This window comes from Bacillus bruguierae (assembly GCF_037104725.1).
In the GTDB taxonomy this organism is placed as follows: Bacteria; Bacillota; Bacilli; order Bacillales; family Bacillaceae_G; genus Bacillus_A; species Bacillus_A bruguierae.
Genome location: NZ_JBAWSX010000012.1, coordinates 1 through 14,553 on the forward strand (window position 1 = coordinate 1; position 14,553 = coordinate 14,553).

The 14,553-nt window shown below is 39.4% G+C and carries 8 protein-coding genes, 22 tRNA genes and 2 rRNA genes; 30 read left to right on the forward strand and 2 right to left on the reverse strand.

The window, feature by feature from the left end; all coding sequences use genetic code 11:
- The 24 genes from WAZ07_RS18035 to WAZ07_RS18150 form a co-directional block, all read left to right on the forward strand.
- Positions 1-128 (forward strand): 23S ribosomal RNA (locus WAZ07_RS18035); the annotation flags it as partial.
- Positions 129-229: 101 nt separating this feature from the next.
- Positions 230-345, forward strand: a 5S ribosomal RNA gene (rrf, locus tag WAZ07_RS18040).
- Positions 346-349: 4 nt separating this feature from the next.
- Positions 350-425, forward strand: a tRNA-Val gene (locus WAZ07_RS18045).
- Positions 426-432: 7 nt separating this feature from the next.
- Positions 433-508, forward strand: a tRNA-Thr gene (locus tag WAZ07_RS18050).
- Positions 509-516: 8 nt separating this feature from the next.
- Positions 517-592 (forward strand) — tRNA-His (locus WAZ07_RS18055).
- A gap of 16 nt (positions 593-608) precedes the next feature.
- Positions 609-689: transfer RNA gene (locus WAZ07_RS18060), tRNA-Leu, on the forward strand.
- Between the two features lie 29 nt (positions 690-718).
- A tRNA-Gly gene (locus tag WAZ07_RS18065) sits at positions 719-793 on the forward strand.
- A gap of 14 nt (positions 794-807) precedes the next feature.
- Positions 808-896 (forward strand) — tRNA-Leu (locus WAZ07_RS18070).
- Positions 897-899: 3 nt separating this feature from the next.
- Positions 900-973, forward strand: a tRNA-Arg gene (locus WAZ07_RS18075).
- Positions 974-982: 9 nt separating this feature from the next.
- Positions 983-1,056, forward strand: a tRNA-Pro gene (locus WAZ07_RS18080).
- Positions 1,057-1,070: 14 nt separating this feature from the next.
- A tRNA-Ala gene (locus WAZ07_RS18085) sits at positions 1,071-1,143 on the forward strand.
- Positions 1,144-1,159: 16 nt separating this feature from the next.
- Positions 1,160-1,236 (forward strand) — tRNA-Met (locus tag WAZ07_RS18090).
- A gap of 4 nt (positions 1,237-1,240) precedes the next feature.
- Positions 1,241-1,317: transfer RNA gene (locus tag WAZ07_RS18095), tRNA-Ile, on the forward strand.
- 18 nt (positions 1,318-1,335) lie between these two features.
- Positions 1,336-1,428: transfer RNA gene (locus tag WAZ07_RS18100), tRNA-Ser, on the forward strand.
- 26 nt (positions 1,429-1,454) lie between these two features.
- Positions 1,455-1,531, forward strand: a tRNA-Met gene (locus tag WAZ07_RS18105).
- Positions 1,532-1,533: 2 nt separating this feature from the next.
- Positions 1,534-1,609: transfer RNA gene (locus WAZ07_RS18110), tRNA-Asp, on the forward strand.
- Positions 1,610-1,619: 10 nt separating this feature from the next.
- Positions 1,620-1,695 (forward strand) — tRNA-Phe (locus WAZ07_RS18115).
- Positions 1,696-1,710: 15 nt separating this feature from the next.
- Positions 1,711-1,786, forward strand: a tRNA-Thr gene (locus WAZ07_RS18120).
- A gap of 9 nt (positions 1,787-1,795) precedes the next feature.
- Positions 1,796-1,871, forward strand: a tRNA-Lys gene (locus tag WAZ07_RS18125).
- Between the two features lie 7 nt (positions 1,872-1,878).
- Positions 1,879-1,949, forward strand: a tRNA-Gly gene (locus WAZ07_RS18130).
- A 7-nt stretch (positions 1,950-1,956) separates the two neighbouring features.
- Positions 1,957-2,033: transfer RNA gene (locus tag WAZ07_RS18135), tRNA-Ile, on the forward strand.
- Positions 2,034-2,036: 3 nt separating this feature from the next.
- Positions 2,037-2,111, forward strand: a tRNA-Asn gene (locus WAZ07_RS18140).
- Positions 2,112-2,119: 8 nt separating this feature from the next.
- Positions 2,120-2,210 (forward strand) — tRNA-Ser (locus WAZ07_RS18145).
- A gap of 6 nt (positions 2,211-2,216) precedes the next feature.
- Positions 2,217-2,288: transfer RNA gene (locus tag WAZ07_RS18150), tRNA-Glu, on the forward strand.
- Between the two features lie 129 nt (positions 2,289-2,417).
- On the opposite strand, the gene WAZ07_RS18155 is transcribed toward WAZ07_RS18150, so the two are convergent.
- Positions 2,418-3,323: an alpha/beta fold hydrolase gene (locus WAZ07_RS18155; RefSeq protein ID WP_336473563.1), complete on the reverse strand. Its 906-nt coding sequence runs from the start codon at positions 3,321-3,323 to the stop codon at positions 2,418-2,420.
- A gap of 367 nt (positions 3,324-3,690) precedes the next feature.
- Between WAZ07_RS18155 and WAZ07_RS18160 the strand changes: the two genes are divergently transcribed.
- The 6 genes from WAZ07_RS18160 (at position 3,691) to WAZ07_RS18185 (ending at position 13,373) form a co-directional block, all read left to right on the forward strand.
- The gene (locus tag WAZ07_RS18160) at positions 3,691-4,635 is read left to right on the forward strand and encodes an L-lactate dehydrogenase (RefSeq protein ID WP_336473564.1); all 945 of its coding nucleotides are present in this window, start codon (positions 3,691-3,693) and stop codon (positions 4,633-4,635) included.
- A 363-nt stretch (positions 4,636-4,998) separates the two neighbouring features.
- A complete protein-coding gene (gene glgB, locus WAZ07_RS18165; RefSeq protein ID WP_336473659.1) occupies positions 4,999-6,906 on the forward strand; it encodes a 1,4-alpha-glucan branching protein GlgB in 1,908 nt (635 codons plus the stop codon).
- Positions 6,854-7,984 carry a glucose-1-phosphate adenylyltransferase gene (locus WAZ07_RS18170; protein WP_336473565.1) on the forward strand — a complete coding sequence of 377 codons (1,131 nt, stop codon included), beginning with the start codon at positions 6,854-6,856 and terminating at the stop codon, positions 7,982-7,984. The genes glgB and WAZ07_RS18170 overlap by 53 nt, the downstream gene beginning before the upstream one ends.
- Before the next feature lie 292 nt (positions 7,985-8,276).
- The gene (locus WAZ07_RS18175) at positions 8,277-9,305 is read left to right on the forward strand and encodes a GlgC family sugar phosphate nucleotidyltransferase (RefSeq protein WP_336473566.1); all 1,029 of its coding nucleotides are present in this window, start codon (positions 8,277-8,279) and stop codon (positions 9,303-9,305) included.
- 86 nt (positions 9,306-9,391) lie between these two features.
- Positions 9,392-10,897, forward strand: coding sequence for a glycogen synthase GlgA (glgA, locus tag WAZ07_RS18180; protein ID WP_336473660.1), 1,506 nt, complete (start codon positions 9,392-9,394; stop codon positions 10,895-10,897).
- 67 nt (positions 10,898-10,964) lie between these two features.
- Positions 10,965-13,373, forward strand: coding sequence for a glycogen/starch/alpha-glucan phosphorylase (locus tag WAZ07_RS18185; protein WP_336473661.1), 2,409 nt, complete (start codon positions 10,965-10,967; stop codon positions 13,371-13,373).
- 395 nt (positions 13,374-13,768) lie between these two features.
- On the opposite strand, the gene WAZ07_RS18190 is transcribed toward WAZ07_RS18185, so the two are convergent.
- Positions 13,769-14,515, reverse strand: coding sequence for a lipase family protein (locus WAZ07_RS18190; RefSeq protein ID WP_090919246.1), 747 nt, complete (start codon positions 14,513-14,515; stop codon positions 13,769-13,771).
- Between the last annotated feature and the right edge of the window lie 38 nt (positions 14,516-14,553).

Genomic DNA, 14,553 nt, shown 5'->3' on the forward strand with positions numbered 1-14,553 from the left:
TCAAGATGAGATTTCCCATAGCGTTAAGCTAGTAAGATCCCTGAAAGATGATCAGGTTGATAGGTTCGAGGTGGAAGCGTGGTGACACGTGGAGCTGACGAATACTAATAGATCGAGGACTTAACCATATAATATGAAGCAAGTGTTATCTAGTTTTGAGAGAATATAAAAAACTTGTTGACTTTTTCGGTGAATCAAGTATAATAATGATTGTCTCAAATGAATATAGTCTGGTAATGATGGCAGAGAGGTCACACCCGTTCCCATACCGAACACGGAAGTTAAGCTCTCTAGCGCCGAGGGTAGTTGGGACTTTGTCCCTGTGAGAGTAGGACGTTGCCAGGCAAATGGAGGATTAGCTCAGCTGGGAGAGCACCTGCCTTACAAGCAGGGGGTCGGCGGTTCGATCCCGTCATCCTCCACCATATAAATGCCGGCTTAGCTCAATTGGTAGAGCAACTGACTTGTAATCAGTAGGTTGGGGGTTCAAGTCCTCTAGCCGGCACCAGTATCATGGCGGCTGTGGCGAAGTGGTTAACGCATCGGATTGTGGCTCCGACACTCGTGGGTTCGATTCCCATCAGTCGCCCCATTTTAAAAAATAATATGCGGGTGTGGCGGAATTGGCAGACGCACCAGACTTAGGATCTGGCGCCTTTGGCGTGGGGGTTCGACTCCCTTCACCCGCACTTTTAATTGAATAAGTCATATATGTTTTGCGGAAGTAGTTCAGTGGTAGAATACAACCTTGCCAAGGTTGGGGTCGCGGGTTCGAATCCCGTCTTCCGCTCCAATTTACAATATGACGCCGGGGTGGCGGAACAGGCAGACGCACAGGACTTAAAATCCTGCGGTGGGTGACCACCGTGCGGGTTCGACCCCCGCCCTCGGCACCATATGCGCCCGTAGCTCAATTGGATAGAGCGTTTGACTACGGATCAAAAGGTTAGGGGTTCGAGTCCTCTCGGGCGCGCTTTATTAACGGGAAGTGGCTCAGCTTGGTAGAGCACCTGGTTTGGGACCAGGGGGTCGCAGGTTCAAATCCTGTCTTCCCGATAGTTTTTTAAAATGGGGCCTTAGCTCAGCTGGGAGAGCGCCTGCCTTGCACGCAGGAGGTCAGCGGTTCGATCCCGCTAGGCTCCACTTATAACTTGTTTATGGCGGTGTAGCTCAGCTGGCTAGAGCGTACGGTTCATACCCGTGAGGTCGGGGGTTCGATCCCCTCCGCCGCTACCATAAAGGACCTTTAGCTCAGCTGGTTAGAGCAGACGGCTCATAACCGTCCGGTCGTAGGTTCGAGTCCTACAAGGTCCACCACTCAAGTTTTATATATATGGAGGTATACCCAAGTCTGGCTGAAGGGATCGGTCTTGAAAACCGACAGGCGGCGAGAGTCGCGCGGGGGTTCGAATCCCTCTACCTCCTCCATTTTTTTAAAAAGAATATTATATCATCGCGGGGTGGAGCAGTCTGGTAGCTCGTCGGGCTCATAACCCGAAGGTCGCAGGTTCAAATCCTGTCCCCGCAACCAATGGTCCCGTGGTGTAGTGGTTAACATGCCTGCCTGTCACGCAGGAGATCGCCGGTTCGACCCCGGTCGGGACCGCCATTTATATTAAGGCTCGGTAGCTCAGTCGGTAGAGCAGAGGACTGAAAATCCTCGTGTCGGCGGTTCGATTCCGTCCCGAGCCACCATTTTGAAATATGCAAGCCGGCTTAGCTCAATTGGTAGAGCAACTGACTTGTAATCAGTAGGTTGGGGGTTCAAGTCCTCTAGCCGGCACCATTTCAAAATGAGCCATTAGCTCAGTTGGTAGAGCATCTGACTTTTAATCAGAGGGTCGAAGGTTCGAGTCCTTCATGGCTCACCATTTTTATGCGGGTGTAGTTTAGTGGTAAAACAAGAGCCTTCCAAGCTCTGGTCGAGAGTTCGATTCTCTTCACCCGCTTTTTCTAGGGCCTATAGCTCAGCTGGTTAGAGCGCACGCCTGATAAGCGTGAGGTCGATGGTTCGAGTCCATTTAGGCCCACCATATTCCGCAGTAGCTCAGTGGTAGAGCTATCGGCTGTTAACCGATCGGTCGTAGGTTCGAGTCCTACCTGCGGAGCCATATAATATAGAGAAGTACCCAAGTGGCTCAAGGGGCTCCCCTGCTAAGGGAGTAGATCGCTTACGCGGTGCGAGGGTTCGAATCCCTTCTTCTCTGCCAGAAATTGGCCCGTTGGTCAAGTGGTTAAGACACCGCCCTTTCACGGCGGTAACACGGGTTCGAATCCCGTACGGGTCATATTAAAGAGATAGCATAATTTGCTATCTCTTTTTGTGTATAATGAATAGTTACTTCTCTATTTTAGCTGGTTTTCCTTGATTTTTATCCCGCTATTCGTGGGCAGTAATACTCCCACCTCATAATGGATCAAATAGAAGTATGAAATGATATACTGGATTTGTTTGTCTCATCTGCATCATGAATAATTGTTTGTAAAATAGATTCCCATATGTGGGGATCATCAGGTAAGAAATGTCCTGCATCTTTTATATAATGTGTTGTTACATGAGGAGTAGCTGAGGCTACTTTTTTTATTTCTTCTATTGAAGATAAAGTGTCGGCTGTACCATGCCAAATATGGATAGGAATAGAAATGTTTTGAAAATTAAATCCCCAGTGTTCTGCTACTGCTTCATCTACACTATTTCTTAACGCTTCTTTCATGTGGATCATAGTTAATTTAATATCTTCATCTGTTTGAATAAATTGTTGATCCCATTTGCATAAATGTCTATTTCCTTTTTTCATCCCTTGCATATATTTTTCAGGGTTCTTTTCCATTTGCTTTTTTTGAGCACGATATGCCCATTTTAATAGCAAAGGTAAGCGTTTGGAGATAAAGAAGGCAATTCGATTTTCGCGGCACATACTGGCTGGCGGCTCTTCATTTTCAAACGGAGTTGCACTAGAAACCATTTGTACGGATTGTAAGCGCTCAGGGATTTTGTAAGCACAGGCTGCTGCATAAGCGCCTCCGCCTGAGACACCTATAATAGAAAAAGTTTGGAGTTTTAGTTGATCTGCTATTTCATTTACATCTTCTGCCCAATTCAGAACTGTTCGATTCTGTTTTGGATCAGAGAGCCCGTAGCCAGGTCTATCTATTGAAATAAGTCGTATGCCTAATTGTTTCGCTACCATATCATCTGTTAATGCCCAAATTCTTGAACCGGGTGTACCATGAAACAGCATGACTGGTAATCCATTTGTTTTACCATATTCAATATAGGCTAACTTACGTCCGTCTTGTAAAGTTATGATGTGATCTTTCATATTATTCACTCCCATAATAAATTATAAACCGACTGTTCAGTCTAATCTTATAATGAGAGTAGTTTATTTGTAAATACTGGGATTTTCACTATATAATATAGTCTATTGGTAAAATGAAATACTGTATTATTTGTGTTCACAATCTAAAGAGAACGCTTCCATTAAAATCGATTCCATACTTAATATTATAACTTTCCCCTATATGTGATAAATTTCACAAATGGGTCATAAAATGTGAATACACTCACAAAAAAACGTGCTACAATATGTGTGTAAGGAAGTTAAACAATATAAAAACAGTATTTTAATTATTTACTTAAATGACAATGCTAATGATGATATTGAAAAATAGAGAGGGGATTTTACCATGAAAAAAGGTATTAACCGCGTAGTATTAGTAGGAACAGGAGCTGTAGGTTGCAGCTATGCATATTCTATGATTAACCAAGGTGTAGCTGAAGAGTTTGTTCTTGTTGACGTAAACGAAGCAAAAGCAGAAGGCGAAGCAATGGATTTGAGCCATGCGGTTCCATTTGCTCCATCTCCAACAAAAGTTTGGAAAGGTAGCTATGCGGATTGTAAAGATGCAGATCTTGTTGTTATCACTGCTGGATTACCGCAAAAGCCAGGTGAAACTCGCTTAGATTTAGTTGAGAAGAATACAAAAATCTTTAAACAAATCGTTCGTGGTATTATGGATAGCGGATTTGATGGTATCTTCTTAATCGCAACTAACCCAGTGGACATTTTAACTTATGTAACTTGGAAAGAATCTGGATTACCAAAAGAGCGCGTACTTGGTTCTGGTACAACTTTAGACTCTGCTCGTTTCCGTTATATGCTAGGTGAGTACTTAGAGGTAGATCCACGTAACGTGCATGCGTATATTATTGGTGAACATGGTGACACAGAGCTTCCTGTATGGAGCCATACTACTATTGGTGTACAAAAGCTAGAAACAATTTTAGCGAACAATGAAAAGTACAATCAAAGCGAATTAGACGAAATCTTTGTAAATGTACGCGATGCTGCTTATCATATTATTCAACGTAAAGGTGCAACTTACTACGGTATCGGTATGTCACTATTACGTGTAACGAAAGCGATCTTAAACAACGAGAACAGCGTATTGACAGTATCTGCATATCTTGAAGGACAATACGGACAACAAGATGTTTACGTAGGTGTTCCAGCAGTTATCAACCGTCAAGGTATTCGAGAAGTTGTAGAGCTTGAATTAAATGCAGAAGAAGAATTGAAATTTGATCATTCCGTAAAAGTGCTAAAAGAGACTATGGCACCAGTACTGTAATCCGAATTGTATAAATCCCTTTCCGGCCTCCCCTGTATATCCCTTTATTTCACCCCTTTACCGGAAAGGGTTTTTTTATGTTTTACTTTAATGGAAAACAATAACAGAATAGCAGTAAATTCCCCTTTTTTTCTACTAAAAAAATTATTTTAAAATAAAACGCTTTCAATAAATATTCGTCAAAATTCGATATTTTTCGGTTAAATTTCATAAAATTACCGCGAATTTCTATAAAAAAACGTATGTTTTTTTAGAAATTCGCAAGGATATTTCAATTTACTGAAGAATAGTAATAACATATTTAAAATTCTGTCATCTTGTGAGGTGAACATAGTGATTGAGACAAAGTGTAATGTGGAAGACATGTTATTGTTCCATGAAGAAAAGTTTTATGATAGCTATGAGATACTTGGTGCTCATTTGACGATGGAAAATGGGATGGAAGGTACACGTTTTTCCGTATGGGCACCTCATGCACAAGCTGTGAGTATTGTAGGAGATTTTAATGAGTGGGATAGCGAGATGCATGAAATGATACGAGTGACAGAGAAAGGGATTTGGTCTTTATTTATACCGCATGTTCCTCAGCAGGAATTATACAAGTATGCAATTCAAACACGAGAAGGGCATACTATTTTAAAAGCAGATCCGTATGCAATGTATGCTGAAGTACGGCCAAGTACGGCATCCGTTGTTTATGATATAAAAGGATACAAGTGGAAAGATCAGAAATGGTTTCAAAAAAAGAAACGAAAGCCGATCTATAATGAACCGTTAGCTATTTATGAGCTTCACTTTGGCTCTTGGAAAAAGAAAGAAGATGGGTCTTTTTATTCTTATAAAGAAATGGCAGATGAACTTATTCCGTATGTAACAGAGCACCAATTTACTCATATCGAAATTATGCCGCTCATTGAACACCCGTATGATCGTTCTTGGGGATATCAAGGAACGGGCTATTATACACCGACAAGTAGATACGGAACGCCACAAGATTTTATGTATTTTGTCGATGAATGTCATAAATATGGGATCGGTGTCATCTTAGATTGGGTGCCAGGACATTTTTGTAAAGATGCTCATGGACTTTATTTATTTGACGGGGAACCGGCATATGAATATAAAGATCTTGATGTGCAAGAAAACCGTGTATGGGGGACGGTGAATTTTGATTTAGGAAAACAAGAAGTGCGAAATTTCCTTATTTCAAATGCGCTGTTTTGGATGAAGTTTTATCATATTGACGGTTTTCGGGTAGATGCGGTTGCAAATATGTTGTATTGGGAGCGAAATGGAGGGCAGGAAAGCAATGAGCATGCAGTATCATTCCTGCAACAGTTGAATGAAGCTGTATTTGCAGAAGATCCCACTTTCTTAATGACTGCGGAAGATTCAACGGCATGGCCACTCGTAACAGCACCGACTTATGAAGGTGGACTTGGCTTTAATTATAAGTGGAATATGGGCTGGATGAATGACATTTTAAAATATATGGAATGTGCGCCGGAGTATCGGAAATATATTCATGATAAAGTAACATTTTCGCTGCTGTACGCGTATTCTGAGAATTTTATTTTACCTTTATCACATGATGAGGTTGTACATGGGAAGAAGTCGCTGTTAAATAAAATGCCAGGTGACTATTGGGCCAAGTTTGCTCAGCTTCGTTTATTGTACGGCTATTTATTTGCACATCCAGGGAAGAAACTGCTCTTTATGGGTGGTGAGTTTGGACAATTTGATGAATGGAAAGACCTTGAAGACTTAGATTGGAGTTTACATGATTTTGAGATGCATAATTGTATGCATGATTATTTCAAGGAGCTCATAGCATTGTATAAGCGTTCTAAGCCGCTTTGGCAGCTTGACCATACACCGAAAGGCTTTCAGTGGATCGATGCGGATAACCGTGAACAAAGTGTTTTTTCGTTTATTCGCCAAGGAGAAAGAGAAGAGGATGTTCTCGTTATCGTTTGCAATTTTACAAGCGCGGTGTATGAAAATTATAAAGTTGGTGTACCGGCATTTCGCTATTATAACGAAATTTTAAATAGCGATAGTTCTGCATATGGCGGTTCGGGACAAATTAATAAAAAGCGATTAAAGACGATTATGGAACCTTATCATAATCAGCCTGCACATGTCGAAATGACAATACCACCATTTGGAATTTCAATTTTACGACCAGTGAAAACACGAAAGGGGAGTAGTAAACAAGATGGTTCAAAAACAGAAGTGCGTAGCAATGTTATTAGCAGGGGGAAAAGGTAGTCGTCTAAGTGCATTAACAAAAAATCTAGCTAAGCCAGCTGTTCCATTTGGGGGGAAATATCGCATTATTGATTTTGCATTAAGTAACTGTGCGAATTCTGGTATTGAAACAGTCGGGATTTTAACACAATACCAGCCGTTAGAGTTGCATAGTTATATCGGTATTGGAGATGCATGGGATTTAGACCGTGTAAATGGAGGGGTTACTGTACTTCCTCCTTATGCCGAGTCTTCAGGTGTGAAATGGTATACAGGAACGGCAAGTGCCATTTATCAAAATTTAAACTATTTAAAGCAGTATGATCCAGAACATGTTCTCATTTTATCTGGAGATCATATTTATAAGATGGATTATGCAAAAATGCTTGATTATCATATGGAACGAGAAGCGGATGTCTCTATTTCTGTTATTGAAGTACCTTGGGATGAAGCGAACCGCTTTGGCATTATGAATACAAATGAAGCGATGGAAATTGTTGAATTTGAAGAAAAGCCGCAATTTCCAAAGAGTAATCTAGCTTCAATGGGAATTTATATTTTTAACTGGGCTATTTTAAAAGAGTATTTAGAAATGGATGCAAGAAATCCAGAATCTAGTAATGACTTCGGGAAAGATGTGATCCCGCTTTTACTAGACGAAGGTAAAAAACTTGTTGCGTACCCATTTAGTGGGTATTGGAAAGATGTTGGAACAGTGAAGAGCTTATGGGAGGCAAATATGGATCTACTTCAGGAAGATTCATCGCTTAATTTATATGACTTTGATTGGAGAATTTGTTCTGTAAATCCGAATCAGCCGCCGCAATATATTGCACCATCAGCAGAAGTGGAAGAATCGTTAATTAATGAAGGCTGTGTTGTTGAAGGGAATGTGCAGCATTCTGTATTGTTTCAAGGGGTAATTGTAGAGGAAGGAAGCAGAATTGTCGATTCAGTTATTATGCCAGATGCTAAGATTGGAAAGAATGCTGTGATTGAGCGTGCTATTGTTGCGCCAGGAATGGTTATTGAAGATGGAACAATTATTCGTCCAGAAAAAAATATAGAAGACGTTTTGTTAATTGCAGAGGAAATGTAAAGTGTGATGAATGATTTGTAAGGGAAGGTATATATAAATCCAAGTTAAAAAATGACAGAAAAATCCTTTTCTTTTTAGGTGGGCGAGAGCCTCTGGACATGTGTAGAAGCGGTCAGTTCCTTATTCTGCCACATGCAATGGTTTAAAACAAAGGGAGAAAGCGAGAGAAGAATCTTTTGTTCTGCATAGCAGCAATCTTTATGTCGAAAGGTCAAAATGAATTTCTATAAGTGGTTTTTATGAATGACTATTTTACTGTCTGTTAGAGCGCGACGAAAAGGGGATGAGATGAGTGAGAGAATCAATGTTAGGAATTATTAATGCGACAGAGAATTTTCCATCATTGCAGCAAGTAACAAATCATCGATCATTGGCGGTATTGCCGTTTGGCGGACGTTACCGTTTAATAGATTTTATGCTTTCCAATATGGTAAATTCTCATATTCATAGTGTAGCTATTTTCACAAGTCATAAAAATCGTTCTCTCATGGATCATCTCGGTTCTGGGAAACAGTGGGATTTAGATCGAAAACGCGACGGCTTATTTTTATTTCCTCCAAATTGCCAATGTACGCAAGATGAGTTTGGATCGTTTGCTCATTTTAGTAGACATATTGACTACTTTTTACGTAGTAAGCAAGAATATGTTGTGATTACAAATAGTCATGTTGTAACAGCGCTTGATTTCCAAGCTGTATTAGAGCGTCATTTATATACAAACGCACATATTACGGAAGTATGTCACCGTGGTAAGTCGCTTCAGACGTATGTACTAAAGAAGGAGTTATTATTACATTTGTTTGAGACGTATCAAGAAATGGGCTACTATAGCTTACTTGATGTTGTCAAAGAAAAACGAAATGCTTCGCTGCGTATGGAAAGATATGAGCATACTGGTTATGTGGCAGTCATAGATTCAATTGAAAGTTACTATAAACATAGTTTGGAGATACTACAGCCGTGCATTTGGAAGCAACTCTTTAAAAAAGAGGCGCCAATTTTTACGAAAGTAAAGGATGAACCACCAACAAGGTACGGAAAAGAGGCAAGTGTACATAATACGATGATTGCTAATGGCAGCATTATTGAAGGGGAAGTAGAAAATAGCGTTGTCTTTCGTTCTGTAAAGATTGGAAAAGGCTCTATCGTTCGTAATAGCATTATTATGCAAAAGAGCCAAATTGGAGAGAATTGTATACTAGATGGTGTAATCCTTGATAAAGATGTAAAGATTGAAGATGGAACAATATTAACAGGTTCAAGTTATCCATTTGTTGTAGAGAAGGGAAAGATTCAAAGTAGTGATGTAACAATTCATTAAGATAAGAATTGAGAGGAGGAATCTGCATGTGCGGCATAGGTAAATGTAGTTTACCTATGCTTGGCTATTGCGGAGAGACGACTACAGTGAATATTTTATTTGCAGTATCAGAGTGCGTACCATTTATTAAATCGGGTGGATTAGCAGATGTGGCCGGAGCACTTCCGAAGGCGTTACAAAAGCTTGGGATGAACGTGCGCGTTATGCTTCCATATTATAGTTTAATTCCGGAGCATATAAGAAAAAAATGTGTGCTTCATAAAGTGATTACGGTTCAGCTTGGCTGGCGTAATCAATATTGCGGTATTTTGAAAATGGAACATAAAGAAATTACGTATTACTTTATCGACAATGAGTATTATTTTAAACGTGATTCACTATATGGTCATTATGATGATGGCGAACGTTTTTCATTTTTCTCAAAGGCCGTATTAGAGTGCATTCCATATTTAGATTTTGAAGTGGATGTTCTGCATTGCCACGATTGGCATACAGCGATGGCAAATTTTTTATTGCGAGAAAAATATCGTGAGCAGCCATTATATGAAAAGATAAAGACGGTTTTTACGATTCATAATTTGCAGTTTCAAGGGGTGTTCCCGCGCATTGTTATGAATGACTTATTAGAGCTTGGTGATGAGTATTTTCATAGTGAACAACTTGAATTTTACGGAAACATTAACTTTATGAAAGGCGGAATTATTGCCTCTGATATCATTACAGCGGTAAGTCCGACATATAAAGAAGAAATTCAATATTCGTTTTTCGGAGAGAAGTTAGATGGTTTACTGCGTAAATATAACGATAAACTTGTTGGGATTGTAAATGGAATTGATGATGTGTTGTACAACCCAAAGAATGATAAAACGATACCAACAATGTATGATGCAAATTCACTCTATAAAAAAAGAGAGAATAAACGTGCTCTGCAGCGTTATTTTGGATTACCAGAAAAAGAAGATGCACCAATTATTGCAATGGTTACTCGTTTAACGAAGCAAAAAGGATTAGATTTAGTGCGTCATGTTTTTCATGAAATCATGCAAGAAGATGTGCAATTTATTGTGCTTGGGTCGGGCGATAAAGAATATGAACAGTTTTTTGAACACATGGCATATGAATACTCAGATAAAGTGAAAGTGTATATTGGGTTTCATGAAGAACTGGCACATCAAGTATATGCCGGGGCCGATTTATTTTTAATGCCATCTTTATTTGAGCCATGTGGCCTTGGTCAGCTCATTGCTCTTATGTACGGGGCGATTCCAATTGTACGGGAAACAGGCGGTTTAAATGATACTGTTCAATCGTATAATGAAGCTACAAATGAAGGAAATGGATTTAGTTTTACGAACTTTAATGCGCACGATATGCTGCATACAGTGCAGCGTGCTCTGCATTATTATCACGACAAAAAGGTATGGCAGTCTCTTATGAAACGTGCGATGACAGAGGATTATAGCTGGAAGCAGTCTGCACAGCAATATAAGGAGCTATATGAAAGCTTGTCCGGCTCACATCAAGAATTGCAGTCTAATAAGGAAGAAAAGAAGAGTAATCATAAGCAACCGATTTTTTCTGTTAACAAGTAGTAGGATAGAGCGAACCACCAGTGGAAAAACCATTGCTGGAAGTTTCACTTTGAAAGAGGTGAGAAAGTTGTTCTCAAATACAGAGAATTTTAAAGCTGCTTTTTTAGAAAAGCTCGAAACAATGTATGGGAAAAGTTTTAAAGATTCGACTGTGCAAGATCAATATAATACGCTTGGTCATATGGTACGTGAATATATTAGTCAGCGCTGGATTGGGACGAATGAACGGTACCGGACAGATAATCAGAAGCAAATGTATTATTTATCTATTGAGTTTTTATTAGGACGTTTGTTAGGAAGTAATATATTAAATTTAGGAATACGCGATGTATGTGAACGAGGATTAGAAGAGCTTGGGATTTATTTGCAAGATCTTGAGGAAATTGAAGCGGATGCTGGTCTTGGGAATGGCGGTCTCGGTCGTTTAGCTGCCTGTTTTCTTGATTCGCTTGCTTCGTTAAATTTACCAGGACACGGGTGTGGGATTCGCTATAAGCACGGTTTGTTTGATCAAAAAATTGTGGATGGTTATCAAATTGAACTGCCAGAGCAATGGCTGCGGCACGGAAATGTTTGGGAGGTACGAAGGCATGACCAAGCGGTGGAAGTTAGTTTTTGGGGACAAGTTGATACATTTCAGTCTGGTGGGCGTTTGGAGTTTCGGCACATTAATGCGGAAACGATTATGGCTGTACCGTATGATGTACCTGTTGTTGGGTATGAGACAAGTACTGTCAACACACTGTGCCTTTGGAGTGCAGAGCCGGTCCCATTTCCGCCGAACTGCAAGGACGTATTAAAATATAAGCGAGAAACAGAAGCGGTCTCGGAGTTCTTATATCCAGATGATACGCATGATGAAGGGAAAATACTTCGTTTGAAACAGCAATATTTTCTTGTGTCGGCCAGCTTACAAAAAATTGTACGGTTGCACCGGGAACGAAATGGTACGCTTCGTAATTTGCATGAGAAAATTGCCATTCATATTAATGATACGCATCCGGTTTTAGCAATTCCAGAATTAATGCGCATTTTGCTTGATGAGGAAAAGATGAGTTGGGAAGATGCGTGGTACGTTACAACACATACGATTTCTTATACAAATCACACAACCTTATCGGAAGCGTTAGAAAAATGGCCGATTCATATTTTCGAACCGCTATTACCACGCATTTATATGATTGTACAAGAAATTAATGAGCGTTTTTGTCATGAATTATGGGACCGCTATTCGTATGATTGGAATCGTATCGAAAACATGGCAATTATCGCTCATGGGCTTGTGAAGATGGCGCATTTGGCAATTGTGGGGAGTCATAGTGTAAACGGCGTTGCGAAAATTCATACGGAAATATTAAAACAGCGAGAAATGCGGTTGTTTTATGAGTTTTATCCAGAGAAGTTTAATAATAAGACAAATGGAATGACGCATCGGCGCTGGTTATTAAAAGCAAATCCACAGCTATCGAAATTAATTTGTGACACAATTGGAACAGATTGGATGAAAGAACCGGATCAGCTGCAAGCTTTAGAAAATTATAAATACGATGCAGCGTTTCAGGATTCGCTTCATAATGTAAAACAAGTGCGAAAAGAATTGCTAATGAAACGGATTGAAAAACAAACTGGTATTGTTGTGGATCCGTATTCCATTTTTGATGTACAAGTAAAACGTCTGCATGCTTATAAGCGGCAATTATTAAATGTACTGCATATTTTATATTTGTATAATCGTTTAAAAGAAGATTCTAGTTTTTCCTTTTATCCGCGTACATTTATTTTTGGTGCAAAGGCATCGCCTGGTTATTATTATGCAAAAAAGATTATTAAACTCATAAATGAATTGGCGCGAAAAGTAAATGATGATCCGTATGTCAATCAATATATGAAAGTTATTTTTCTAGAAAACTATCGCGTTTCACTTGCTGAAGATATTTTTCCAGCAGCAGATGTAAGTGAACAAATTTCAACTGCAAGTAAAGAAGCATCGGGAACCGGAAATATGAAATTTATGATGAACGGTGCGATAACGCTAGGTACGCTAGATGGTGCAAATGTTGAAATTAAAGAAGCTGTTGGGAATGATGCTATTTTTATTTTTGGTTTAACGGCTGAAGAAGTGCTGCATTATTATCAAAATGGCGGATACCGTGCAAGCGATTATTATCATCATGATACACGCATTCAAAAAGTTGTTAATCAGCTGACAAATGGTTTTTTTGAAGATGCGGGTGATGAGTTTGAAGCCATTTTTGATTCTCTCCTTATTCAAAATGATGAATATTTTGTTCTTCGGGATTTCGCACCATATGCAGATATGCAAGAAAAAGTTGGAGAAACATACGAAAATCGAAAAAAATGGTTAGAAATGAGTACGATGAATATTGCGAAATCTGGTCATTTTGCAAGTGATCGAACAATTTTGCAGTACAGTCATGATATTTGGAGAATCACAGAAGGTATGTGGGTGAGATAAAGTGGGGGGCTTACTGCCTAACAATATATCGGCGGAATCAGAGCATTTATCGGCGATTCGACACAAGCTAAAGACCCTTCGACGTTGTTCGACATGAAAAACGACTTGGAATTTTCCAAGTCGTTTTACTTTACCACAGAAATAGAATAGAACGTTGTATATAATATATAGATTCACTTTGATTTTCCAACATATAAACCGCTGCTATGCAAAATACAACATGCCCGCTACTGGCCTGCTCTTTTTGTTTTAAACATCGCACGTAGCAGAAAAAGGCCCTGACCGCTTCTATACATGGCCAGTTGCTCTCCCCGCCTAAAAAAAGAGGGTTTATGTCGTTTTTTTAATTTGTATTTATATATACCGTGTCCAGCGTAAATAAGTATAAAAGATTACTACAATTCTTCAAATGTATCCCTTTGAAAATGAGTAGAAATTGCCATTTTATATGTTGTAATGTGATGGTTTTTTATAAAGGAATGCATATTTTTTGTAAATGTCATACTACGATGGGTATGGGAATATTCCCATTCATTTTCTTCAAATTGTACTTTACGTGGAGGAAGAAGCGGAACAACATCAAATAGATTTACGAAACGAAAGCTATTGGCAACTTGTATTTTATAATAATTTCGAAAGGCGATATCACCGACTTTTGGAGAGCCGAAACTGTAGAGTGCGTAATGAGAGAATGAAGTGTTTACACGAGCATCTAGTATGTGCAAAGTAGCAAGGGCTCCTCCTAAACTATGTCCAGTAACGAAAAGAGCTTTAGAGGAAGACAAGGAAACGAGGGTATCCATAATTGTATCTCGGCATGATTCATAAATAGAAAGAAAACCGCTATGAACATGCCCACTGTTTGCAGTAAATGGGTACGGTTTTTGTTGGACGATAGAATCAGCAATCCAATCACGGTCTGATTGTGTCCCGCGAAAGGCTACAATAATTTGATCGTCCGACTCTAAAATGAATCCAAACCATTCTGTTTCTTGAATAGCTGTTGCTTGAAAGCCTTGTACATACCGGAAACCTTTCGGAATAGTAAAAATGCCATTTTGGTTATATTGCTCATATGTTAGTTCGCAGCATGTAGCTAACAATATAGCGGTATCCTTATGAAAGGATACAGAAGTTGGCATAGAAAAATCCTCCTCATGATGAAGTATAATTCAATATA